Annotated in this window: 20 protein-coding genes and 2 pseudogenes; 16 read left to right on the top strand and 6 right to left on the bottom strand. The window is 62.4% G+C overall.

Annotated features, from left to right (window positions below):
• Positions 1 to 21: 21 nt before the first annotated feature.
• From tssM to RW095_RS28145, 7 genes are all read left to right on the top strand, one after another.
• Positions 22 to 3,567 carry a type VI secretion system membrane subunit TssM gene (gene tssM, locus RW095_RS28175; RefSeq protein ID WP_317022053.1) on the top strand — a complete coding sequence of 1,182 codons (3,546 nt, stop codon included), beginning with the start codon at positions 22 to 24 and terminating at the stop codon, positions 3,565 to 3,567.
• Positions 3,564 to 4,244: a type VI secretion system-associated protein TagF gene (tagF, locus tag RW095_RS28170; protein WP_317022052.1), complete on the top strand. Its 681-nt coding sequence runs from the start codon at positions 3,564 to 3,566 to the stop codon at positions 4,242 to 4,244. The genes tssM and tagF overlap by 4 nt, the downstream gene beginning before the upstream one ends.
• A gap of 125 nt (positions 4,245 to 4,369) precedes the next feature.
• Entirely contained in the window at positions 4,370 to 4,969 is a 600-nt protein-coding gene (locus RW095_RS28165) for an OmpA family protein (RefSeq protein WP_317022051.1), read from the top strand.
• A 21-nt stretch (positions 4,970 to 4,990) separates the two neighbouring features.
• On the top strand, positions 4,991 to 5,950 hold the full coding sequence (locus tag RW095_RS28160; protein WP_317022050.1) for a hypothetical protein: 960 nt from the start codon (positions 4,991 to 4,993) through the stop codon (positions 5,948 to 5,950).
• Positions 5,951 to 5,965: 15 nt separating this feature from the next.
• On the top strand, positions 5,966 to 6,517 hold the full coding sequence (locus RW095_RS28155; RefSeq protein ID WP_317022049.1) for a DNA/RNA non-specific endonuclease: 552 nt from the start codon (positions 5,966 to 5,968) through the stop codon (positions 6,515 to 6,517).
• A 28-nt stretch (positions 6,518 to 6,545) separates the two neighbouring features.
• Positions 6,546 to 7,346, top strand: a complete 801-nt coding sequence (locus RW095_RS28150) for a M15 family metallopeptidase (protein WP_128584885.1) — start codon at positions 6,546 to 6,548, stop codon at positions 7,344 to 7,346.
• Positions 7,343 to 7,843, top strand: a complete 501-nt coding sequence (locus RW095_RS28145) for a hypothetical protein (RefSeq protein ID WP_317022048.1) — start codon at positions 7,343 to 7,345, stop codon at positions 7,841 to 7,843. The genes RW095_RS28150 and RW095_RS28145 overlap by 4 nt, the downstream gene beginning before the upstream one ends.
• Before the next feature lie 203 nt (positions 7,844 to 8,046).
• Here RW095_RS28145 and RW095_RS28140 read toward each other — a convergent pair whose 3' ends face one another.
• Positions 8,047 to 8,268, bottom strand: a complete 222-nt coding sequence (locus RW095_RS28140) for a hypothetical protein (protein ID WP_317022047.1) — start codon at positions 8,266 to 8,268, stop codon at positions 8,047 to 8,049.
• Between RW095_RS28140 and RW095_RS28135 the strand changes: the two genes are divergently transcribed.
• Positions 8,249 to 9,310: a methyltransferase gene (locus RW095_RS28135; RefSeq protein WP_317022046.1), complete on the top strand. Its 1,062-nt coding sequence runs from the start codon at positions 8,249 to 8,251 to the stop codon at positions 9,308 to 9,310. The genes RW095_RS28140 and RW095_RS28135 overlap by 20 nt on opposite strands.
• A 262-nt stretch (positions 9,311 to 9,572) precedes the next feature.
• Complete coding sequence (locus tag RW095_RS28130; RefSeq protein WP_317022045.1) at positions 9,573 to 10,595, top strand: DUF535 family protein; 1,023 nt, start codon at positions 9,573 to 9,575, stop codon at positions 10,593 to 10,595.
• 326 nt (positions 10,596 to 10,921) lie between these two features.
• On the opposite strand, the gene RW095_RS28125 is transcribed toward RW095_RS28130, so the two are convergent.
• Positions 10,922 to 12,358, bottom strand: a complete 1,437-nt coding sequence (locus RW095_RS28125) for an ISNCY family transposase (protein ID WP_317016276.1) — start codon at positions 12,356 to 12,358, stop codon at positions 10,922 to 10,924.
• A gap of 242 nt (positions 12,359 to 12,600) precedes the next feature.
• Here RW095_RS28125 and RW095_RS28120 point away from each other — a divergent pair, with 242 nt between their 5' ends.
• The 4 genes and pseudogenes from RW095_RS28120 to RW095_RS28105 form a co-directional block, all read left to right on the top strand.
• The gene (locus RW095_RS28120; RefSeq protein WP_317022044.1) at positions 12,601 to 13,674 is read left to right on the top strand and encodes a PilZ domain-containing protein; all 1,074 of its coding nucleotides are present in this window, start codon (positions 12,601 to 12,603) and stop codon (positions 13,672 to 13,674) included.
• Positions 13,675 to 13,997: 323 nt separating this feature from the next.
• Positions 13,998 to 15,434, top strand: coding sequence for an ISNCY family transposase (locus RW095_RS28115; RefSeq protein ID WP_317016276.1), 1,437 nt, complete (start codon positions 13,998 to 14,000; stop codon positions 15,432 to 15,434).
• 153 nt (positions 15,435 to 15,587) lie between these two features.
• Positions 15,588 to 15,851, top strand: a pseudogene (locus RW095_RS28110) (SUMF1/EgtB/PvdO family nonheme iron enzyme); the annotation flags it as partial.
• A 145-nt stretch (positions 15,852 to 15,996) separates the two neighbouring features.
• A pseudogene (locus RW095_RS28105) lies at positions 15,997 to 16,212 on the top strand (IS66 family transposase); the annotation flags it as partial.
• A 116-nt stretch (positions 16,213 to 16,328) separates the two neighbouring features.
• Here the strand turns inward: RW095_RS28105 and RW095_RS28100 are convergent.
• The gene (locus RW095_RS28100) at positions 16,329 to 16,811 is read right to left on the bottom strand and encodes a DUF4440 domain-containing protein (protein ID WP_317022043.1); all 483 of its coding nucleotides are present in this window, start codon (positions 16,809 to 16,811) and stop codon (positions 16,329 to 16,331) included.
• A gap of 405 nt (positions 16,812 to 17,216) precedes the next feature.
• Complete coding sequence (locus RW095_RS28095; protein WP_317022042.1) at positions 17,217 to 17,528, bottom strand: hypothetical protein; 312 nt, start codon at positions 17,526 to 17,528, stop codon at positions 17,217 to 17,219.
• A 279-nt stretch (positions 17,529 to 17,807) separates the two neighbouring features.
• On the opposite strand from RW095_RS28095, the gene RW095_RS28090 reads away from it, so the two are divergent.
• Positions 17,808 to 19,157 (top strand): MFS transporter, encoded by a 1,350-nt coding sequence (locus RW095_RS28090; RefSeq protein WP_317022041.1) that lies wholly within the window; start codon positions 17,808 to 17,810, stop codon positions 19,155 to 19,157.
• A gap of 27 nt (positions 19,158 to 19,184) precedes the next feature.
• Here the strand turns inward: RW095_RS28090 and RW095_RS28085 are convergent, their stop codons facing one another.
• Positions 19,185 to 21,731, bottom strand: a complete 2,547-nt coding sequence (locus RW095_RS28085; RefSeq protein ID WP_317022040.1) for a penicillin-binding protein 1A — start codon at positions 21,729 to 21,731, stop codon at positions 19,185 to 19,187.
• Positions 21,732 to 21,901: 170 nt separating this feature from the next.
• Here RW095_RS28085 and fabV point away from each other — a divergent pair, with 170 nt between their 5' ends.
• The gene (fabV, locus tag RW095_RS28080; RefSeq protein WP_317022039.1) at positions 21,902 to 23,098 is read left to right on the top strand and encodes an enoyl-ACP reductase FabV; all 1,197 of its coding nucleotides are present in this window, start codon (positions 21,902 to 21,904) and stop codon (positions 23,096 to 23,098) included.
• A 101-nt stretch (positions 23,099 to 23,199) separates the two neighbouring features.
• On the opposite strand, the gene RW095_RS28075 is transcribed toward fabV, so the two are convergent.
• A complete protein-coding gene (locus RW095_RS28075; RefSeq protein WP_317022038.1) occupies positions 23,200 to 23,829 on the bottom strand; it encodes a glutathione S-transferase family protein in 630 nt (209 codons plus the stop codon).
• A 224-nt stretch (positions 23,830 to 24,053) separates the two neighbouring features.
• On the opposite strand from RW095_RS28075, the gene RW095_RS28070 reads away from it, so the two are divergent.
• Complete coding sequence (locus tag RW095_RS28070) at positions 24,054 to 24,419, top strand: hypothetical protein (RefSeq protein WP_128595054.1); 366 nt, start codon at positions 24,054 to 24,056, stop codon at positions 24,417 to 24,419.
• Positions 24,420 to 24,445: the final 26 nt, after the last annotated feature.

The following is a 24,445-nucleotide window of genomic DNA, read 5'->3' as shown; positions in this document are numbered from 1 at the left end:
GCGCGTGCAAGGGAGCCGGCCATGAAAATCTTCAACTGGCTGAGACGGCCCATCGTGCTGTCGTTGCTCGGCGTGCTGGCGCTTGCGCTGATCGTCTGGGTCGAAGGGCCGCTGCTCGGATACGCGGGTCACGAGCCGCTCGACACGCCCGGCAGCCGCTTGACGGTCATTGTCGTGCTGTTGCTGCTATGGGCGCTGTATTGGATCGTGCGCTGGATCGCAATGCGCCTCGTCAACGTCAGGTTCACTCGCGTCGTGGCACAGGAGCCAGCCGCGCCTGCGACCGGCAAGAAGGAATCCGAGGCCGACGTCGCGGCCTTGAAGCAGCGTTTCGAAGCCGCCATGGCGACATTGCGAAAGGCTCGCGTGAAGGGCCGCTTCGGAAGCCAGTACGTATATCAGTTGCCGTGGTACATGTTCGTCGGCGCGCCCGGCACCGGCAAGACCACTGCGCTTTTGAACTCCGGCCTCAAGTTTCCGCTGGCCGACCGGCTCGGCAAACAGTCGATCGGCGGCGTCGGCGGCACGCGCAACTGCGACTGGTGGTTCACCGACGACGCCGTGCTGCTCGATACCGCTGGCCGCTTCACCACACAGGACAGTTTCGCCGAAGCCGATCAGGCCGCCTGGGCCGGCTTCCTGCAACTGTTGCGCAAGTATCGTCCGCGCCGGCCGCTGAACGGCGTGATCGTGGCGCTGTCGGCAGGCGACCTGCTGCAACTGTCGGAAACGCAACGTGCACAGCAGGCGAACGCCGTGCGCGAACGGCTCAAGGAACTGTACGGCCAGCTCGGCATGCGCTTTCCCGTCTATGTGGTGGTGACCAAATGCGATCTTCTCGCAGGCTTCGCCGAGTTTTTCGACGATCTCGGCCGCGACGAGCGCGAGCAGGTATGGGGCATGACTTTTCCATTCAACGAGCAAGGCTTGCCCGACGAGGCGCTCGCCGCATTCCCCGTCGAATTCGACGCGCTGGAGAAGCAGTTGCAAGCCCGCGTGCTGAACCGCATGCAGCGCGAGACCGACACGCGCAGGCGCGCGCTCGTCTATGGTTTCCCACAGCAGTTCGCCGGTCTCGAGTCCGTGCTCAAAGGCTTTCTCGACGAGACCTTCAGTACCTCGCGTTTCGAGCAGTCCGCGCTGTTGCGTGGCGTCTATTTCACGAGCGGCACTCAGGAGGGGCGGCCGATCGACCGCGTGATGAGCGCCGTGGCCGCGGCGCTCGGCCTGCAGCAACAGGTCGTGGTGCCGGACGCTTCGAGCGGACGCGCGTACTTCATCACGCGCTTGCTGCGGGACGTAATCTTCGAGGAAGCCGGGCTGGCCGGCGCGAACCGGAAGCTGGAACGGCGCCGCGTGTGGTTCCAGCGCGCGGCTCTGGCAGCCATTGGTATCTTCACGGTCGTCGCGCTGCTGCTGTTCTTTGTCAGCTATCAGCGCAATCGCGCCTATATTGCCGATGTCGAACAGCATGTCGGCCAGTTGCAGAAACTCGCGCAGACTACTGCGCAAAGCGATAACCCGCTTGCGCTGCTGCCGTTGCTCAACGCCGCGCGCGATATTCCCGGCGGTTACGCGGACCGCGACAAAAGCGTGCCAGGGTTGTCCCGCCTCGGCCTCTATCAGGGCGACAAGCTGGGTCTCGAAGCGCAGGCGAGCTATCGGCGCTTGCTGCGGCAGACCTTGCTGCCGCTCGTGGTCGGCACAATGGAACAGGAGCTGCGGCGTGGCGACGCGAACAATCCGGACTTTCAGTATGAAGTCCTGCGCGCCTATCTGATGCTCGGCGACCCGCTGCACTATGACGCCGACTCCGTGCGTTTGTGGGCCGATGTCGATTGGCGACGCGGTCCGTTGCGTGCTGCGAGCGACGAACAGCGCAACGATATCGACGGCCATCTTGCAGCGCTATTCCAGCCGGCGCGCTTCGATGCGTCGCTACCGCTCGACAAGGATCTGATCGCGCAGGCACGTACGGTCATCGCGAGAATGCCGCTGACGCAACGGCTCTTCAACCGCGTCAAGCGCAATCTCGAACAGGCCGGCCTTCCGGAGTTCAGCGTCGCCAACGCGGCAGGCCGCAACGCGGCGCTGGTGCTCGTGCGCAAGAGCGGCGCACCGTTGACGCGTGGCGTTTCCGGAGCTTACACGCGGGCCGGCTATCGCAAGTTCATCCAGTTGCGCAACGAGGCGGTGCTCAATATCGCGAAGGACGACTGGGTTCTCGGCCGTGAGGAATCCGTGTTGACACCAACCGGCATAGAAGATTTGAGGACGGGCATCACGCGCCTGTACTTTGATGAGTACATCCGGCAGTGGGACGGGCTGCTGAACGACATCGACGTGGTGCCGTTCGACGGCCTGGAAAAAGGCGCGCGCGTGGCGAACCTCTTGTCCGCGCCGGATTCTCCGTTGCGATCGTTGATGCTGGCGGCCGCGCAGGAGACCACGCTGGGTGACGCGAAGACCGGCGGATCGCTGGCCCAGCAGGGCGTCGCCGCGCTGGGCGGCAAGCTCGATGCGGCCAGGAAGCGCCTGGAAAGCGCCTTGGGAAACCAGCCGGAAGACGTGGCAGCGCCACCACCGGCCGAACTCAATCCTGTCGATGCACATTTCCAGGCGCTACACGATCTCGCGGGCAAACCCGGCGCGGCAGGCCCGGTTCCGCTGGACGTGCAACTCGCCGCGTTGAAGGATGCGGCGGCCTATCTGGAGGCAGCGGACGCCGCGCGCCGCCAGGGTCTCGCGGCCCCTGCGGGCGATGCGTTGAACAAGCTCAAGCTGGTCGCGCAAGGCTCGCCGCCGCCGTTGGCAGCGGTAGCCACCGACGTCGCGGCCGGTGCCGGATTGCTGATGGTCGGGGGCGAGCGCGCACGGCTCAATGCGTTGTGGCAGGCGAACGTCGCGCAGTTGTGCCGGCGGGCGCTCGACGGCCGTTATCCGCTCGTGCGCGGGTCCACGCGCGATGCCGCGCCCGACGACTTCGGCAGGCTGCTCGGGCCGGGCGGGTTGATCGACGATTTCTTCCAGAAGAACCTGGCGACGCTCGTCGACATGTCGGGGCCGCAATGGCGCTGGCGCAGCGGCACCGAGACGCTCGGCATACCTGCGGATGTACTCGTCCAGTTCCAGCGTGCGGCGCAGATCCGCGATGCATTCTTCCGCGCGGGCGGGCGCGATGTATCGGTGCGCTTCGAAGTGAAGCCTCTGACGATCGATCCAGCAATCGTGCAGTTCACGCTTGACATCGACGGACAGCAACTGGTTGTAAAACCGGGCGCGCAACAATCAATGGTATTTCAGTGGCCGAGCGGCAAAGGGACGGGCGACGCGCACGTCGAGTTTACGCCGCCAGGTGGCGCACCTGCAGCACGCGCCGGTGGTCCGTGGGCGCTGCTGCACCTGCTTGATGGCGCGCACTTGCAGCCTACCTCGCAGCCGGACCGGTTCCGTCTGAGCTTCGACTCGGATGGCCGTCGCGCGGAATTCGAACTGGCGGCCAGCAGTATCGTGAATCCGTTTCGGCGCGGCATCGTCGAGCAGTTCCGCTGCCCGGACCGGTTATGAGCGCGAGCATCTTCCCAGAGCCCGGCTTCTTCGGCAAGGTGCGCACGCATGGCGACTTCGTATCCCGGCGCTTGCCCGCAGAGTTCTTGAGGCCTTGGGACCGGGGCCTGCAGGAAAACATGCTGGCTGCGCAGCAGCGCTTCGGTGCGCAATGGCTGCCGTTGTATCTGAATGCGCCGGTGTGGTGTTTCGCGCTGGGTCCACATGTGTATGGCGTGAACGCGTGGGCAGGCGTGTTGATGCCGGGCGTCGATCGCGTCGGGCGTTACTTTCCGTTCACGATTGCTCAGGCATTCGAGGGGGCGGAGCTCGGGCGCCGGCTGAGCGGCGCACAAGGATGGTATGACCGCTTGACGCAACTGGCGTTGACTACATTGACCCCAGAGTTCTCACTCGATGGATTCGATGAGGCGTTGCGCGCCGTGAAATTCTCCGGCGGTAATCAGGAGGCGACGCCATGGCGGCTCGCGGTAAGAAACGCATCCGATGACGGCTTCGCAACGTTGCTTGTGAAAGCTGCCATAGCAGGACAAGGTATCTGGTGGACCGAGGGGTCGCCCGACCTGGCGGCATCGGCGAGAATCTGTGCGGGCGCGATGAGCGGCTTGCGGTTCGCGAGCCTTCTCGACGTTGGCACGAATGAATGGGATTCGATTGTCGAACTGACGCTGCAGTGATATCGAATCCGGGTATGCAGACATAACTCACCGCAGCGCGCTGTGGGCAGGCAGTGGTTTCAAATTGTCTGCCCATCGTTCGTCTTTGAAGGTGAGGCTGTCATGCATTCTGCGGAGATCGCCGTATGTCGCGCCTTAGACATTCATCTTCCGGGCAACGCGCGGGAAGCGCTCTACTTGTTGTAGCGGTATGGCTCGTTGCATTGTTTTGCTCGCCCACGCATGCGGCAGAACCCGTCCTGAACGAGCAGGACATCAACGAGCAGTCGGTGACTCGCGCACTGGAGCCCGACGAGCCCAGTGACGACGTCGTGACACGCGGTTTCGTGCTCTCGAACAAGCAGCCGTCTGGCGCGGCGCGACCTACGGCAGCCGCGAGAAAGCCGGCCGCCCAAATGCTCATTACATTCGCCAGCAATTCGGCCACGCTCACCGACAGCGCTCAAGCGGCGCTCGACAAGGTTGCCAGCGCGTTACAGTCCGAAAAGCTCGCCGCGTACCGGTTTCGTGTGGAAGGGCACGCCGACCCGCGCGGTTCGCCCGATACGAACATGAAGCTCTCCGAAGATCGCGCGGCCGCGGTCGTCAAGTATCTGACACAGAAAGACGGGATCGCCCCGGAGCGGCTGTCGTCGCTCGGTAAAGGTTCTTCCGAGCCGTTGAACAGGCGCAATCCGACGGCGCCGGAGAATCGCCGTGTGACGATAGTTACCGTCACCGAGTAGCTGCATTTCGGGCCGACGCTGATGAAAAGTTATCGCGCGTGTTCTGCCCGGGCGGCAATGGCGGCGCTGCTGTTTGTTTCCGGAACGCCAGTCGCGGTCGCTGCGCAGGCAAATGCCTCGGTGAGCGCGGCCGATGGCACGAGTGAAGCACTTACGGTCGCAGTAGATCGCGAAACTGGCGCGCGACGTTTGCCGCTTGCTGATCTGCAAGCTGCCCTTGCATCCGACGCAAGACTGCAATTGTTCAGCATTACGGATAAACCGGGGCTCTACGTGATGCAGGCGGCAAGCCTCGCGCAACAGGGCGCCATGTTTGCACGAATAGTTGCGTTGCTGGAAAGGCGGGATATGCCGCGTAATCGCGTAGTGCCCGCGGCGGCCATCGCGGCGCATGCGCGGCGCTTCGGCACTGATTCCGCCGGGTTGACCGTCGGCAACGATTTCAGCACGGTCGAACTGGCGCATTTTTTCGAAGTGGCGCACGAGCAAGGCGTGGTGCTGAGCCAGGACGAGCGCGCGCTGCGGACGATCCTTGTGCGATGGCATCTGATCCGCGAAGTGCAACGGAACTGGAAAGCGGTGAGCGTTCACGATTTTCTGATCACTATTCCGGGTCTTGGACCAGGGCCGGGTGGAGGGACGATCGACACCGCCGTCAGAGCAGCAATACTCAGTCACGAATTAGGGCATTGGCTGTACTTTTCGAACAGTGCGTATGCGCAAGCGTGCCGCGCGTTCTGGTGGCGAGCGCTGAGCTTTGAAGAACGCGCAGAACTGACTCGACAACTAGCGAAGCTGGGTTACGACCCGAGCGACCGCGTGGTGATCGACGAAATGCAGGCGTATTTGCTGCATACGCCGGCGGAGTACATGCCGATCGTTGATAGCACGGGGGTTGGCGGCGTGGATGTGGGCGATGTGCGGCGGCGACTGCAGGACAGCGTGACCGTTGGGCCGGCGGGGCGAGAATTGGCGCCATGAAATGCAAGGTGATGCATGACGAACTACGCGGAACTGAACCTGTTTTTGCCTCATCTTTCGCGGACGGATGCGGACACAGCGTTGCACGAAGTGATTACTCCGCTTCTGGTTGATTTGTGGGCAAACGACTATTTCCGACGGTTTGCATCTTGCGAGCTGATCGAAGCTTCCGTTGGAGGATTCTCCTATCTGTTCGACGTTTCTACCGAACGCCTGGTTGCAGCATGGGGAATCAGTCAAGGGAAGAGCAGTGTGCCCCGCAAGGAAATTGCGACGCGAATGCGTGGACATCCGCTCAGTAACGGTGGCATGTACCACCGCGGACATGCGATTCCACATACGCTAGGCGGCTCGACCGATATCAACCTCGTGCCGCAGCTGGGCAAGATCAATAGCGGTCCGTTCCAGGTCTTGGAGCGACTGGCCGTGAGTAGTCCGGGGGCGCTCTATTTTACGTATTGGTTGTATGGGCCGGGCGATGGTCAGGTGCCCATCGGAGTAGAGCAGGGGCTTTTAAGTCCCGGCGCAACCGCGTATCCATTCAGGTTATCGACGTTTGCGAATTAGGGCAGGCGTTTTCGCGGCGAGGTCATCTATGACTGCAAGCATTGCTAAATCTGTAGGTCAGGGTGGCGCGAACAACAAAGACGACGTCGCTCTGGTTCAAACCCTGCTGGTCCAGCACGGATTCACCAGTCTCGCTCCGCCCGCAGGTGTCTGCGACAAGGAAACCATCCAGGCGATTGAGAGTTTCCAGCGGCAGTTCACAAAGCTTCCGGATGGACGCGTTGACCCGAACGGAAGGTCCTGGCGTCATTTAGTGGCGTTCGAACATCATCCACCTTCCGTGCTTTCTCCGTTTCTGCGCCTCGTCTCGCGCCCCGCGGCAAACACCATTAATCATGGCATACACCCCGTCTCCGACGCGTTCATGAAAAGCACGCTAGGGCAACCGCGCCAAAGTTATTCGTCCGACTGCCAGCCATTGACCGACTCGCGGCTGAAGAGAAACGTAGTGGTCGCCCGGATTGGGAATTTCCGCGTTCAGGGGTTGCTGCCTGCTGTGGACAGCTTGCGAGAGGTTTTCGCGGACATCGGGCGGGAGTTGCCCGATCTCGCCGCGCAGATCGGAACGGCGGGTATGTTGTGCTGCCGCTACCGGCGCGGTAGTGCGACAACGATTTCCAATCACTCGTGGGGCACAGCTGTCGACCTGACGATAGCCGGCGTGCTCGATACACGCGGAGACAACAAGGTGCAGGTCGGCCTGACTCTTATCTGTCCCATCTTTAATCGCCACGGCTGGTATTGGGGAGCCGCCTTTCCTACCGAAGACGGAATGCACTTCGAGGCGGGCAAGGACCTCGTCGCAAGCTGGCCCGCAGTACTGAAATGAAGCGCTTGCCGTTTGTTTTGCGAGCCTTGCCCGTCGCCATCGTAGCGGCGGTATTGGGATGTGCATTTCCGCGGGACGGTTGCGCGTCTGCGCTGAATGGGGCGGATACGCGTTCGGGATGCCGATTTGAGACCCCCGCTTCGTGGGACTTCACCGTCTTCCGGTGGAGCGGCGGTTGCTCTGCGGACGGAATAGCGGACGGATACGGAGTTTTGCGTGCTTACTCTAACGGTAAAGTCGTCGAATCCTATTTCGGAGAGCTAAAGCGTGGGCGCCTCTCCCTCGGGGTCATTGAAACGCCGTCTGGATACGTCGCGGGGAAGTTTGTTGATGGCAAACCACCAGGAGATCAGGACCGTAATGATCTGATCGCTGCCTTCAACATTGCTGCCAAGGCCGCGCGGCAGATTAGCGAAGTGTTTCGGCGCAATGGCGACACGGCCGCTTTCCATTACTATTCAAACAAGGCAAAGGCATTGCAAGAACAGATGGATTGATCGGGACCAGCGGCCGGCGACAGTATCGGCCAGGGGAATCGCCATTTCGCATTGTTTGTCGGCGATATAGACATTTACGACTTTGTGACCGCCCGTAGTTGACAACCAGCGGCGACGGTCGCAGACATGGGGTGGGCTGGGGCACGGGTCAGCATTGCCCAACAGGAAAGCGGACTCTATAGTGGAACCATCACATTGAGACTTCATTTGCGCACGGACGACGGGATGGCGCCGGCGCGTTCTTCTGCCGGATGCAGCGCGCGCGGATCAGTTCCGCGGCGGCTGAACGAGGAACGATCCGGATAAATCACGTACATCTCTGCGTGCTGCAGCGGGCATCTGAGAGCGATCGTGCGCCTGCCAAATGCGATCCGACGACGAACGATCTTCGTATAGGAGACATCGATGGCATCAGTATCAGCCACGCAACAAGAGGCGCCGCGCGCCGATCACGCGACAGAAGCGGAGCCTTCGCCCGAACAGATCCTGCAGGTGGCGATGGGGTTCTGGGCATCGAAGACATTGCTCTCGGCTGTGGAAGTGCAATTGTTCAGCCATCTCGCACGCGGCCCGCAAGACGCCTTGCAACTCACTGGGGCGTTGGGGCTGCATCCGCGATCGGCGCTCGATTTCCTGGACGCACTTGTCGCGCTCAAGCTCCTGAACCGCACTAACGGCGTCTACAGCAACACGCGAGACGCCGATCTCTTCCTCGACCGGGAGAAGCCGAGCTACGTCGGCGGGCTGCTCGAAATGGCGAACTCGCGGCTGTATCCGTTCTGGGGCTCGCTCACAGAAGCGTTGCGCACCGGCATGCCACAAAACGAGTCCAGGCAGGGCGGGAACGTCTTTGAGGCGATTTATAGCGACGGAGCACGATTGCGGACGTTCCTGCACGCGATGAGCGGCGTCAGTCTCGGGGCTGCGCGAGCAATCGCGCAGCAGTTTCCGTGGCAGAACTACCGTACGTTCATTGACATCGGCGCGGCACAGGGCGCGCTGCCGGTGCAGGTCGCGCTCGCGCATCCGCATCTGTCAGGTGGCGGCTTTGACTTGCCCCCAGTGCGGCCTGTCTTCGAGGAATACGTCGCATCGCACGGATTGGAGGAGCGACTGCACTTCTACGCAGGCAATTTCTTCGACGATCCGTGCCCAACAGCCGACGTACTGGTGATGGGCCACGTCCTGCACGACTGGGATCTTGACCAGAAGCGCGCCTTGCTGCGCAAGTGCCACGACTCGCTGCCGGATGGTGGCTCCCTCATCGTCTATGACGCGATGATCGACGACGAGCGCCGGGACAACGCTTTTGGCCTGCTAATGAGTCTGAACATGCTGATCGAAACTCCGGGCGGCTTCGACTACACAGGCGCGCAATGCATCGAATGGATGCGCGAGGCGGGCTTTACGCGGGTGCGTGTGGAGCGGCTTGTCGGCCCCGACTCGATGGCAATCGGCATCAAATAGCGGCGCTCTCGCTCATGGTGTTGTCTCCGGTCTGTACTCCGGCTCCTAATGGAACCTCCAGAAGCGGCCCTTGTAATAAATCGTAATCTTTTGACGTTACAATCTGCGCCGAGCAGCCGACCATCGTCGGCGGTCGCAACTGGGCGCGAAAAATATGAAGTTAAAAAATGCCGTTCGCTGGGCGCCACGCGGGACCGAGCCTTGGGCTTATACGGCACTTGCCGCTGACATCGCAGCGCCGTCCCGCTGTTGGACCGATTGGATGGCGACGTTTTCAAACACGTACACGCTACTTCGAAAAACCGTTATCGGGACGAGTCCAAAGTCCCTTTTCCGAGGGTTTCGGATTTTGTTGTATTCCGGGATCTATCCACGCGCGGCATGGTTTTGGTTTCAGGCGTTGAGCAGGCAATCCCTATTGACCGATCTCGCCGTCCACAACCGGCGCTTCGTAGAAAAACCATTCCATCGTTTCGGGCGGGCGGACATGCCGGCCCTCAGTCGGGCCGCGCTGATTTGCGGACACTATGCGGCGATGGAGCAAATGGTGGGCGATGCGCTCACGGCCCGCATCTATCTGCTTGGCGAATCGGTCTCACTGTCGTCCACGCTTCAATACGACATCGTTTTGCGCGAACCCACGCGGTGCTGGCGTGAAGGCCTGCTGACAGTGGCGTGGATGGACCGGCACACCGGGGTCGATCTTGCGTGGGCCACGGTAAGCATCGAGTACTCGGCGCAGACGCGCTCGTGGGTGCTTTTGATTGGTGGCCTACAGGGGCCAGCCGGAATTGATCGGGAACGTGTACGTGACGCGACGAAAGCGTGTCATGGTCTTCGTCCCAAAGCGGCCGTAATGGAGGCGCTTTGCGAGTTGTGCCGTTTGCTGAACATCCCGGTGCTCGCAGCTGTCGCGAAAAGCTCGCACGTGTCACACGCTCGGGACAAGGGGTTTCACGCTGACTACGACGCTTTCTGGCGTGAAATCGGTGGCGTGGAGTCTGGTGATCGTTTCATCCTACCTCGCATCCTGCACCATCGGCAGATTGGCCAGGTGCCTTCTAACAGGCGAGCCGCGTTCCGGCGGAAACATGCTTTGATCGCGGAGGTGTTGTCGCAGATTCAGGCGAGCCTTGGACAGGAGCTGTCAGGAATGGGACAGGTCAAAGAGACGGGTCTTTACGGCCAGAACAGCGAGCATGCATCGACATGCAGGCTACACGATGGACATCAACCGGGTCGGCAAGAGCCGCTAGCACCGGGTTTCTGCGGCGACTTGATTTGAGACGATGAACGTCGGCACAGGCCCCGAAGTACTCCTTCATGGCCGGGTGCCGACTCATGCGATTGGTATATATGCTTCGCTCTTGCGCAGCTGCCTTCGGCAGCACGCGACCCCACTCGTGCCCTTCAGTTAGTTCCTTCCAAGGTTACCGCCGCGCTGAAAGCGGCCGCAAACGGGAGGCCTGTCGAGGCTTTTTTTAAATGTCGGGGTCTGGGCTAATTAGAAATGTCTGATCTCAGAGGTTGGTGTGGAGTCTGTCTTTCACGGGTTTCAACTCATACAGTGTTGAAGGACTGCTTATGAACGGGCAGGGCGTGTCAGTCCGTTCAGTGTGCCCTTGCAGACCGACGGCCTGGTTTTGATGCTGCCTTTGGCTGTTTTGTGTGTTGCGTGGCGAGCTGCAGGATCGTTTCATTCAGATCGGTCTGCGTGAATGCGCGCGGCTTCTTCGTGCCCGGCGAGCCTGTCAGTTTGCGTACGGCCGCACCGCGATTCGTGCGTGACGGCGAGCCCGATACACGACGATTATCGCGTTGGGCCTGCAGGGCCTGCGCGACCTGCAGCGTATAACCCAGCCGCTTGTGCTCAACGACGGCCCCCTGGTCGATCTCCGCGAGCTTGTCGTACGGCACACAGGGCAGCGCCACGCCACCGGCCCGCAGTTCGATGCGACCGTCCGGGTACTCCCATACGTCGATGTAGCGGCCGATCAGCCGGCGGGTGGCCGGCGTATCGTCGAGCAGCCAGATCATGAGGTCATTCAGGACCGTCAACGATTCCGACACCTTGCGCATCACCCGCCACGTCAGGATCGCGTCCAGATCCTCGTCGGCGCGCAGCGGCCGGTGTGCATCGAACGGGCTCCTGGGCGGCTTCGCAAAGCGCGCGTTGTACGCGGCCATGAAGGCGGGCGCCCAGGCGTTGGCGGCCTCCTGTGTGCTGATCCCGCGCAGCCTGAGTTCCTTGACGAGCCGGTCCTGCAGCGTCAGGTTGGCGCGCTCGACGCGCCCCTTGGCGGGGCTCGAGTTCGCGCAGAACGTGTCGATATTGAGCTCGTACATCGCGCGGCCGAACTGCGTGACGCCCCGCGCGCCGTTGCGGCTGTACGTTGGCCGGAATACGCTGGCCCGGTCGCTGTAGAACGCCACCGGCTTGCCGTAGCGCTCGAGGTACGCGCGCGTCGCCTCGAAATAGCTGAAGGTCGACTCCGTGGCCGCGAAATGCAGCACCATCAGGCGGCTGGTCGCATCGTCGACATACACCAGCAGCGTGCAGGCGGGCGCGCGCTCCTCGAACCAGCGGTGGTCGCTGCCGTCGATCTGCACCAGTTCGCCGAGGCAAGCGCGCCGGGCACGCGGCTGGTGGATCTTCGGTGGCCGTTGCCGGCGCGGCACCCACAGCCCGGCATCGCGCATCCAGCGCCGCACAGTTTCCTTCGCCAGCACCAGGCCATGACATTCGGCCAGCTTCTCGCACGCGAGGGTCGGTCCGAAATCGGCGTAGCGCTCACGCACGAGTGCCATGGCCCGTGCACGCAGATTGATGGGCAACTCGCGGTTGCTCGGCTTGCCACGCTTGCGCGACACCAGCCCGGCTGGACCCTCGGTCTCATAACGCCGGCACAGCCGGCTGATCTGACGCTCACAGAGATCCAGCCGCTCGGCTGCCTGAAAGCACCGCAGACGGCCTTCAACGACAGCCTCGATGACCTTGACTCGTTCCAATTCGCGCATGGTTGCCGTGATCAGGCCACGCCCATTCATGATTGCCCCCTGGGTCAACGCATCGGGACAGCGTGCGCCTGAGGGCGGCAAACCGGACATTTCTAATTAGCCCAAACCGGACATTACTAAAAAGCTCCTACAAGGCCGCCCGTGGCGACCGGCTTTATGTCAATCACGGGTGTAGCAGGGGGGGCGCCGAATGGCCCGTGAGCGATCGCGGATAAAGCCGAGCGTGACTCGCTGACCAAGTGCCAACTTCTATCAAGCCCGCAAAAACATCATTGCGGGCGGACGAGCGCATCGTCTTCAGATACAGGCGCGGGGTCCGTGGGATTAGTGTGACGGAAGAGCGTTGGCGCACGTTTGTGATTCGACTGCCGCGATACAGTCGGGTGACTCGCGATGATTCGAGCCGCCGCGAAGCAACGGCGCGAAGTCCACCTGTCCAACTCATACCGTCGATCACCATGGCCTTTGTACAAGTCTGCAGAGGGGACGTCCAACTGGGTGCGCCCATCAGATTTTCGATTTACACGGCTAATGGCAGACTGCTTCTGAACCGGGGCTGCTGCATTAGTTCCGAGGCGCAGCTTGAGCGCCTTTTCGATGTCGGTGCATATCGCGACGACAGCAGGGCCGGGCCACGGAACGGGAGCGGTTCCGCCGGCAGCATACTGATTTCGAGCGCGAACCATCGTCCAGCATCGAGCGCCGCTACTGCAATCACCGTGGACTTTCCCGCACTGACCCAGGCACTGGATTGCTTGCAACTCACAGTGGAGGGCTTGGACAGACGCTCGGTGCAAACTGCGTATGTCGGCACCGTCAAGGGGAGTGCGCTGATCGTGACTGCGCCAACGGGTGATGAACTGCTGCAACCCGGGGTCATGGTCCAGGCAAAGATGATATTCGGGCGAGACGTGTATACATTCGGCACACGGGTGACCGCACGTCACGCGGCTCCTACCGATCTCGTAGTGCTCGCGCATCCCGAGAAGGTGGTCAAACACAGGGTAAGGCGCCATCGACGCGTCGAGACCAGGGTGGCCGCCCGCGTCATTCGTAACGATGCCGCCGCCGCGGGATACGATGCGACTGTCGTCAACGTCAGCATCGATGGTCTTCAATTGTCATTGCCCGATGCGGCACTGATGACCGGCGAGCACTTCAAGCTCGCATTGCGTTTGCCGACAGATGGCAAGACGCACGCTGTCCTATGGAATTGCGTCGCAAGAAACGTCAGGCGCAAAAAAGACGGCGTGCTGGTCGGTGCCGAGTTCGGCGCGCGCACCGACGAAGCCAAGGTCCTGCTCAAGGACTTCATCTTCGAGATGGCCACGGGAACCGCGTTCTAAGACCGGTGTTCATCGACAGATATGCTCGGGCCATGCCCGGATAAAACGGTGATCCATGGGCGAGAGCCGTAATGACCTCGGAGGAAGCGTGGGACGGAATCGCGAGGCTATCCGACGACGTCGCGGTCCGAATGACAAGTCGCCTGGAGGAATGGGTCGCACTGTATTGCGGCTTCTGTGGGAAGTCCATTTGACATAAGATAAATTATCAACCAAATCGTTGTAGGAGCTTTTTAGTAATGTCCGGTTTGGGCTAATTAGAAATGTCCGGTTTGCCGCCCTCAGGCGCACGCTGTCCCGATGCGTTGACCCAGGGGGCAATCATGAATGGGCGTGGCCTGATCACGGCAACCATGCGCGAATTGGAACGAGTCAAGGTCATCGAGGCTGTCGTTGAAGGCCGTCTGCGGTGCTTTCAGGCAGCCGAGCGGCTGGATCTCTGTGAGCGTCAGATCAGCCGGCTGTGCCGGCGTTATGAGACCGAGGGTCCAGCCGGGCTGGTGTCGCGCAAGCGTGGCAAGCCGAGCAACCGCGAGTTGCCCATCAATCTGCGTGCACGGGCCATGGCACTCGTGCGTGAGCGCTACGCCGATTTCGGACCGACCCTCGCGTGCGAGAAGCTGGCCGAATGTCATGGCCTGGTGCTGGCGAAGGAAACTGTGCGGCGCTGGATGCGCGATGCCGGGCTGTGGGTGCCGCGCCGGCAACGGCCACCGAAGATCCACCAGCCGCGTGCCCGGCGCGCTTGCCTCGGCGAACTGGTGCAGATCGACGGCAGCGACCACCGCTGGTTCGAGGAGCGCGCGCCCGCCTGCACGCTGCTGGTGTATGTCGACGATGCGACCAGCCGCCTGATGGTGCTGCATTTCGCGGCCACGGAGTCGACCTTCAGCTATTTCGAGGCGACGCGCGCGTACCTCGAGCGCTACGGCAAGCCGGTGGCGTTCTACAGCGACCGGGCCAGCGTATTCCGGCCAACGTACAGCCGCAACGGCGCGCGGGGCGTCACGCAGTTCGGCCGCGCGATGTACGAGCTCAATATCGACACGTTCTGCGCGAACTCGAGCCCCGCCAAGGGGCGCGTCGAGCGCGCCAACCTGACGCTGCAGGACCGGCTCGTCAAGGAACTCAGGCTGCGCGGGATCAGCACACAGGAGGCCGCCAACGCCTGGGCGCCCGCCTTCATGGCCGCGTACAACGCGCGCTTTGCGAAGCCGCCCAGGAGCCCGTTCGATGCACACCGGCCGCTGCGCGCCGACGAGGATCTGGACGCGATCCTGACGTGGCGGGTGATGCGCAAGGTGTCGGAATCGTTGACGGTCCTGAATGACCTCATGATCTGGCTGCTCGACGATACGCCGGCCACCCGCCGGCTGATCGGCCGCTACATCGACGTATGGGAGTACCCGGACGGTCGCATCGAACTGCGGGCCGGTGGCGTGGCGCTGCCCTGTGTGCCGTACGACAAGCTCGCGGAGATCGACCAGGGGGCCGTCGTTGAGCACAAGCGGCTGGGTTATACGCTGCAGGTCGCGCAGGCCCTGCAGGCCCAACGCGATAATCGTCGTGTATCGGGCTCGCCGTCACGCACGAATCGCGGTGCGGCCGTACGCAAACTGACAGGCTCGCCGGGCACGAAGAAGCCGCGCGCATTCACGCAGACCGATCTGAATGAAACGATCCTGCAGCTCGCCACGCAACACACAAAACAGCCAAAGGCAGCATCAAAACCAGGCCGTCGGTCTGCAAGGGCACACTGAACGGACTGACACGCCCTGCCCGTTCATAAGCAGTCCTTCAACACTGTATGAGTTGAAACCCGTGAAAGACAGACTCCACACCAACCTCTGAGATCAGACATTTCTAATTAGCCCAGACCCCGACATTTAAAAAAAGCCTCGACATCGTGTGTAGACGCGTTTCGCGTCGAGGCGGCGTCCCGACGTGTCGTTAGCGATCCTCACGGCCCTGCATCAAGCTACGATCCCGAAAACGGTCCGACCGCCGCGGCCCCTGAGCGCGTCACGCGCGGCGGTTCGTTCCTGTGCAGCGAAACTTACTGTATCAGCTACCGAACCAGCGCGCGCCGCGGCACGGACCCGATGAATGGCATGTCGCATCTCGGCTTCCGGCTGGCGATGGACGAAAACGAGTGGGAGCGGGAGTCGCGCCATTGAGGTGATCCTTCGCTTGAATATGGCGGCTCGTCGGGCAACGCGCGATTGATTTCTTGCGCCTCGCGGTATTCACAACTACACGTCATGCATCTGGAACGGGGTCCGGTGCAGCATCAGGATCAGAGTGCGTTGCGCGATCGATACGGACCTGTATCTGGGCGGTCTGTTTTACGAAGCTGCGTGCATGGCGCATGCAGGTCGAAAGCTACATGATCGGCACGCGCTCCGGGCATCGCCGATCACCAGCGAAGCACGTGAGCGCATCGGCGCGCTCTATCGCATCGAAGAGCACATTCGTGGCAAGCCGCCACAAGAACGACGGCGCGTTCGCCAGGACCCCTCGGAGGCGGTCAACGGTTAGCATTTGACGTTCGCGTACCCAGGCAAAGCTGAACCTTCACATGTCATGCTGGCCGACCTTTGACGGGAGGCTCACATCATGACATCCGGGACGATCACCATGACGAAGCGCGGGCCTCATTCCTTCTCCGGCATCGCCGACGAGTGGTGACTGGTAATCAGCCATTGCGTCCCGTCCCAGCGATAGGTGTACGTATAGCGCGCCTTCACAACCACGCCAGTTCGCGCGAACGTGAATGTGTAGAGCCCCGCGTCGACGGCGGAATTGCAGCCGACCTCAACGAAACGAAGGTCGATCTTTCCGGAAGGACGATCTTGTAGAAACTGATGAAAATAGTCTTCCTTGTCCGCAACCGTCAGGCGCGGCTTGCTGGATACCGTCGCGAGAAGAATCGACCGTTGCGCATAGTTGGCGACCACCTTGTGCGGGTCGCCGGTCTGCAGAGATTGATTCCATCGATCAAATAACGCCGCGATCTCGCCCTCTGTCGCGACCTTGCAACTGCCGGGCTGCGCCGACGACGCATTGTTCGAGGCGGTGTGATCCGCGGCGCATCCTGCGAGCGCCAGCGCCAGGACAGAAACGGTAAGCGGCCTCATGGCGGCACCTCTTCCTTCAGGAGCAGGAAGAAGCTGCGTACGCGCTTACTCTTCCCGGCATGTCCGAGGGCGACGCGGAGACAACCTGTGGCCGATCTATTGCTGCGTCCGCAAGCGGGACGCGCTGTCGCCAATTCAGGCAGACCGTATCGGAGAGAACAAGCCAAGTTGAACAAGCACTATGGGGCTCGTCTGTGCGCTAGCGAACACTTCCTGCCGCTTATCTGCAAACCTTATTGCGTGGCAATGCAATCATGCGCGACGCGGAACCCGCCAGGCTCCTGGCCATCTTCGTAGCGGGACAGCTAGGGACACCAGGGACAACAAGCTCCCGACCTTCCACATCAATTAACGGCACACGCTCCGTGACATTCGCTCAAGCGTGTCGCGCAGCGCATCTCTGCGCTAGAACTTCGGATGACATTCGAAGTTGACCGACGACGCATGCGTCGTGAGCATCTCCACCCCGCTCACCGTTTCCACATTGATGCTGCTCTGCATGCCGCGCCGCTCGCAGTAATCGCGCGCTTCGTTCAGCGCCTCGCCGTGCGCGCGCGCCCATGCCATGCGTCCGCCCGTCGCGCTTGCCGCGACCGTGTACGTGCCGGGTTTATCGGTTGCGACGACATGCGTCGAGGATGCGCAGCCGGCAAGCGCGCCTCCCATCGCGAGCGCCGCAGTGGCGACGCGAGCCCAATCGCGAAGCTTGTTCAACATGATGCACCTGGCTTTTCTGATCGTTTCGTGACCGCGCACCGAGTCGTTTCAGGGCGGTCGGTTCGGTTTTCCCGCAGCCGCAATTATCCGGAATAACGCATGCGAGATCAGCCTCACGGCTCAAAAACACTGTTGCCCTCACATGAACAATCTGTGCAGATGCAGCATCGACAAATGGCGCGCTGGAACTGTTTAAAGCGCTTCCCGAATCGTGGTTGAGCGATTAGTCTGTAACGACCTCTTCAAAACCATCCGGACAATGAACTGGAGGAGACATCGATGGAACTCGAAGCACGTACCATGAAACGTGTGACGGTTCGGCTCGTGCCGTTCCTGATCGTCTGCTATTTCATCGCCTATCTGGACCGCGTCAACGTCGGCTTCGCCGCGCTGCAGATGAACAAGGCACTCGGGCTTTCCGCAAGCGCATTCGGCTTTGGCGCCGGGATTTTCTTCATTGCGTACTTCTTCTTCGAAGTGCCGTCCAATCTTCTGCTCGAAAAATTCGGCGCGCGCCGCTGGATCGCGAGAATCATGTTCACGTGGGGTTTGCTTGCCGGTGCGATGGCGTATATCCCACATATCGCGCACTACACGGGACTGTCGGCGGCTCATGTGTTCTACGGCCTGCGCATTCTGCTAGGCGTGGCCGAAGCGGGATTCTTCCCCGGCGTCATCTTCCTGCTCACATTGTGGTTTCCCGCCGCGTATCGAGGCCGCGTGGTCGGCTATTTCATGGCGGCGATTCCGCTGTCGACGGTGATCGGCGGGCCGATCTCGGGCGCCCTGCTCTCCATGGACGGCTTCGCCGGCCTCGCCGGCTGGCAATGGGTTTATCTGATCGAAGCCCTGCCCGCTCTGATCCTGGCGTTCGCGGTGTGGTTCTACCTGACCGACAAGCCGGCCGACGCAAGCTGGCTCGCCGCCGATGAGCGCGACTGGCTCGTCGCACGTCAGAAGCAGGAACGCGAGCATCGCGAAGCCGTGCATGCCTTCAGTGTGAAAGAAGCGCTCCTCAACCGGCGCGTGCTCGCCATCGCGCTCATCTACTTCGGTGCCAACGCTACCAATTACGGCTTGAGCTTTTTTCTGCCGCAGATCGTCAAGGCCTTCGGTCTGACTAACTTGCAGACGGGCTTTGTAACGTCGCTGCCGTATATCGTCGGCGTAATCAGCATGGTTTACTGGGGACGTCATTCGGACCGCAAGCTGGAACGCAAACGCCATGTGGCGATCGCGCTGACGGTCGCAGCGCTCGGCATCGCGGCGTCGGCCGGGCTCGATAATCCCGTGCAGAAAATGATTGCGCTGTCGATTGCCGGCTTCGGTATTTTCGGCTGTCTGCCGGTTATCTGGACGTTACCGGCTGCGTTCCTGTCGGGCGCCGCGGCTGCCGGCGGCATCGCGGCGATCAATTCGCTCGGCAATCTCGCCGGATTCTTCGGACCTTACGCGATGGGCTGGATCAAGGACAGCACCGGCGGTTTCGGCGCGGGACTGCTCTGCCTCGCAGGCGCGGGCCTCGTCGGCGCGGCGGCCGCGCTGCTGCTGCATCACGACCCCGCGCTGGAAGCGTCGGCGGGCACGGCGGGACGCGACGCGGCGGGGCCGCCAGTCGCGGAATACTAGCCAACGCGGCGCGGCACCTCGTCGCCGTCAGGGCGAGCCGTTCGCCGCGCCAGATTGACTCCCGGTGCCCACGGCGTCCGGCGGCACGACGTCGTCCGGCGTGGGTGTCGGCGCCGATGCCGCCGTGCCGGCGCCCTGCGCGTCGCCGTGCACAGGCTCGCTGCCGAACACCGAAGTCGTTGTCGAGCCGGAAGCCGTTGCCTCGCCGGGCCTCGGCAGCAGGGGCGGTAACGCCCGCGATCCCGCGCTGGCCGCCGCTGCTGCGCTGGCTGCAGCCTCAGCCGTCACACCTTCTGCCGCCGCCCCCGGCGAAGCCGTCGCCGCCGGCGCCGCCGGCGCTCGCCGCGTGGTGTTGCGAGCCGTCACGGCCGTCTGAGACTTCACCGTCGGCGATGGAAACAGATGCTGGAACCACGCCCGCAGCCGCTCGGAACGCTCGGCGAACCAGCCGGGCTGCTGCTCGGTGGCGAACCTCACGCGTGTGTCGACCAGCTTCGAGCGCTGCGCGCGCTGGAAGAAGTCGCCGACGATCGGCAACGCGCTGTGCGCGCCCTGTCCCCAGTAGTCGCTGCGCAAGGTCACGCGGCTGTCGTTGAAACCGACCCACGCGCCGGCCACGAGTTGCGGATGAATCAGGATGAACCAGCCGTCTGCGTTGCCCTGCGTCGTGCCGGTCTTGCCGGCCACGTCGCCACGCACGCCGAAGCGCCCGCGTATCGCCGATCCCGTACCGCGGTTCACGACATCGCGCATCACGTCGACAAGCGTGCAGGCGGCGTCCGCGGGCAGTTCCTGTTGCGGTTGCGCCGGCGCGAAGTCGGCCAGCACTTCGCCGTTGCGGTCTTCGATGCGCGTGACCATCACCGGCTCCACGTATCCGCCGAGGTTGGCAATCGTCCCGTACGCCGACACCATCTCCTTCAGCGTCACGGGGCTCGTGCCGAGCGCGAGCGATGGCACGGCATCGAGTGGGCTGTCGCGCACACCCATGGCGCGGGCGAGCCGCGCGACCTTGTTCGGGCCGACCGTTTGCATCAGTTGCGCGGTGATGCGGTTGCGCGAATATGCAAGACCGTCGCGCAGCGTGATCGGCCGCTCGCTCGGTTCGTCTTCGTCGCTCGGACGCCAGACTTCTCCGCCCGCCAGTTGTATTTCGACCGGTTGATCGACGAGTGTGTCGGTCGGCTTCGCACCCGCCTCGAAGGCCGCCGCGTAGACGAACGGCTTGAACGTCGAGCCAGGCTGACGGCGCGCCTGCTGCACGTGGTCGAACGGATCCTGGCTGAAATCGCGGCTGCCGACCCACGCCCTGATCTGGCCGTTGCGCGGGTCCATCGCGAGAAAATCGGCCTGCACACGGGTCTTGGATTCGCAGACCGACTGCACGAGGTTGCGGTCGGACGATACGCGTTTGAGCGCATCGTCGTCGGTCAGGCCCGTGTCTTTCGCGGCGCGAAAGTCGGGCGTTTCGCGCAGGAACGCCGCGAGCAGATCCTTGCCGTTCGAGCAGCCCGAATGGCTGCCCCACGCCGCATTGGCGATGCCTTGCAACTGGTTGCCCTGCAGGTTCACCGCCTGGGTGGCCATGGTCTGCAGGCGCGAATCGATCGTGGTGCGCACCACGAGGCCGTCCGAATAAATGTTGTAGTCGTTGCGATCGGCCCACGCCGCGAGCCACTTGCGCAGTTGCTGCGCAAAGTGCGGCGCGGGTCCCGGCGGCTCGGTCTGCCGCTCGAAGTCGATGCGCAGCGCCCGTTTCCTGAGCGTCTCGAACGAGGCGGGCGTGAGCTTGCCGAACTTCACCATCTGTGCGAGCACCGTATTGCGCCGCTGCAATGCGCGCTCCGGGTTGAGCACCGGGTTGTAATAGCTGTTGCCCTTCAGCATGCCCGCGAGCGTCGCGCTTTCGAGCACGTTCAGGTCCGACGCGGACTTGTCGAAATACGTGCGTGCCGCCATCTCGATGCCGTACGCGTTGTAGAGAAACGGCACCGTGTTCAGGTACGTTTCGAGAATCTCGTCCTTCGTGTAGAGCGCCTCGATCTTGAAAGCGGTGATGGCCTCCTTCAGCTTGCGGGTCAGCGTCGGCGCACGGCCGATTTCGTCCGGATAGAGATTGCGCGCGAGTTGCTGCGTGATCGTCGAGCCGCCCTGCCGGTCGCCGGAAAACGTATGCAGCGCGGCCGATGCCGTGCGCCGCCAGTCCAGCCCGAAATGCTGATAGAAGCGATGATCTTCGGTGGCGATCAGCGCATTGACCACATTCGGCGAGATGTCCTTGAGCTTGACCCACTCGCGGTTGGACGGCTTGAACTCGGCGAGCAGCTTGCCGTCCGCCGAGAGAATGCGCGCGGGCTGCTCGATCTTGGCCTTGCGAATATCGCCGATACCCGGTGTGAACGGAATCAGGATCAGCACATACAGCACGAACAACAGCGGAAGCGCCGCGCAGGCGCGCAGCACGCCGCGGCGGCTCGGATGGCGCAGGTGCCGCAGCGCCCCGGCCACGAGCGGGTTCGCGCGGGTCAGACCTCGGTCGAGGGTCTCCAGAATCAGGGAAATAAAACGCTTCACACTGGTTACCGTCTGCCGGAAAAGGCTGAATCCTACCAAGATGTGCGGCGCGGCTCGATTTCCGGCAGGCGAGGCGGCCCGCTCGGCGCTCCTCATGACCTATCCCGCGCGCCACGCCAGGAGCCGGCGCGGGCCACTATAATGTCGCCAATTCCGACAAGAGGTGCTTCATGATCATCAAACCGCGCGTGCGTGGCTTCATCTGCGTAACCACCCATCCGACGGGCTGCGAGGCCAACGTCAAGGAACAGATCGAATACGTCAAGGCACGCGGTCCCATCGCCAACGGCCCCAGGAAGGTGCTGGTGATCGGCGCATCCACGGGCTACGGACTTGCCGCGCGCATCACCGCGGCGTTCGGCTGCGGCGCGGATACGCTCGGCGTGTTCTTCGAGCGCGGCGGCAGCGAAACCAAGGCCGGCACGGCCGGCTGGTACAACAGCGCGGCGTTCGAGAAATTCGCGAGCGCAGAAGGCCTGTACGCGACGAGCATCAACGGCGACGCATTTTCGGACGAAGTCAAGGCACGCACGATCGAGGTCATCAAGCGCGATCTCGGCCAGGTCGATCTGGTCGTGTACAGCCTCGCCGCGCCCAAGCGCACGCATCCGAAAACCGGCGAAGTGTTCAGTTCCACGTTGAAGCCGGTCGGGAAGGCGGTCAGCCTGCGCGGCATCGACACGGACAAGGAAGTCATCAAGGAAACCGTGCTCGAACCTGCCACGCAAACCGAAATCGACCACACGGTCGCGGTGATGGGCGGCGAAGACTGGCAAATGTGGATCGACGCGCTGCTGGAAGCCGGCGTGCTCGCGGACGGCGCAAAGACGACCGCGTTCACTTACCTCGGCGAAAAAATCACGCACGACATCTACTGGAACGGCTCGATTGGCGCCGCCAAGAAGGACCTCGACCAGAAAGTGCTCGGCATTCGCGAGAAGCTCGCGGCCAAAGGCGGCGACGCGCGCGTCTCGGTGCTGAAGGCGGTCGTCACGCAAGCGAGTTCCGCGATTCCGATGATGCCGCTTTACCTGTCGCTGCTCTTCAAGGTCATGAAGGCAAAAGGCACGCACGAAGGCTGCATCGAACAGGTCTACGGCCTCTACAAGGAGAGCCTGTACGGTTCGACGCCGCACATCGACGACGAAGGGCGCTTGCGCGCGGACTACAAGGAACTGGACCCCGACGTGCAAAACCAGGTTCAGGCGTTGTGGGACCAGGTGACCAACGACAACATCTACGAACTTACCGATTTCAGCGGCTACAAGACGGATTTTCTGCGTCTTTTCGGCTTTGAGATCGCGGGCGTCGATTACGAGGCCGACGTCAATCCCGATGTGCAGATTCCGCGGCTCGTTCAGGTCTGAGCGGTTGCGGTTGCGTTTGCGGGGCCGTTGCGGCCCCGTGTCGTTTGTCCGGTTTGCCCTCTTCCAGTTTCCCTTCTGTTCTCCTCTGCTCGCTGCCGCGCTTACGGCGTGCCGTTGCGGCAGTATTCGCGATAACCGTCGCGCTCCGCGAGACGCGTCATATAAGCGGCCACGGCAGGCAGATCATCGTGCTCGATCGGCGTTTCGAGCCAACGGTTGATCGACAGCGCGATCGGAATGTCCGCGAGCGAGAACGCGTTGCCCGCGATGAACGCGCCGGTACGCTGCAACTGCCCTTCGACGATCGCCATATGCTTCGCCCAGTTAGCCCGCGACGACTCGATCTGCTGCGCGTCGCGATGCGCCGGCGAGTGCCGCACGAGCGCGAGGAACGCGTAACTCCACGAGCGGTTCAGTTCGCTCGCCTGCCAGTCGATCCACTGGTCGCATCGCGCGCGCTCGCACGGGTCGCCCGGATATAGCGACTCGCCGCGATCCCGGTAGCGGCCGGCGAGGTAGCGAATGATCGAGTTGGATTCCCACAATACGAAGTCGCCGTCCTTGATGACGGGGACCATGGCGTTCGGATTGAGCGCGAGAAATTGCGGGTCGTTGGTCGGGCGAAACCCCGCGCCCCAGTCTTCCTGATCGAACGAGAGGCCGAGTTCGGCGCAGGTCCACAGCACCTTGCGCACGTTGATGGATGAAGTCTTGCCGAGGATTTGCAGCATAGGACGTCGGATGCGGTGATCGGGAAGAATCCGTTAAGTTAGCGCGTCGCGGGATTTTCCGCTGCTCGCGCAGCGCCGGTGCGGGCGCCGTGTCGGGAGGCCGTGTGCGCCAGGGTACGCCCGGGAATTGCCGCTGGTGAATTCTGCGTGATATTGTTAATAAATGCGGAGGACGGCCGCACGCCGCCTCCCCCGGAAAGCACTTTACCGCAGCGAGCGTCGCCATGAGTGATGTACGCCACCATCTGAGTCCGCGAGACCGTCTGGAGCTGTTGTGCTGGCTCACGTGCGGCAGCCTCGGCGCTTATTACCTCAACGAGGACTGGCCCGACGCGGCGTTCCACGTACAGGCTGCCCACAAATGGCTCGACCGGCGCGCGCGCGAAGCCGACTGGCTCTCCATTGCGAAGTTGTCGGCCACCGCTCTGGAGATTGCGCGCCGGCACGCGCGCTTTGTCGACGCCGACTGGGCGCGCGACGCTGTCGAAGAAATCCTGGACACCGACGAACTCGATCCACAAGCCCGGCTCGTGCGGCAGGTTCTTGCCGATTGCGAGAAGGCGTTGGCGGATCGGCGGACGGCGGATTAACTTCTCCAGTAAAACCCGGGTTCACG

Origin of the sequence: Paraburkholderia kirstenboschensis, from assembly GCF_032806925.1 — a bacterium.
GTDB classification, from domain to species: domain Bacteria; phylum Pseudomonadota; class Gammaproteobacteria; order Burkholderiales; family Burkholderiaceae; genus Paraburkholderia; species Paraburkholderia kirstenboschensis.
The sequence above is the reverse complement of the archived record's forward strand: the minus strand, read 5'-3'. Positions and strand labels throughout refer to the sequence as shown.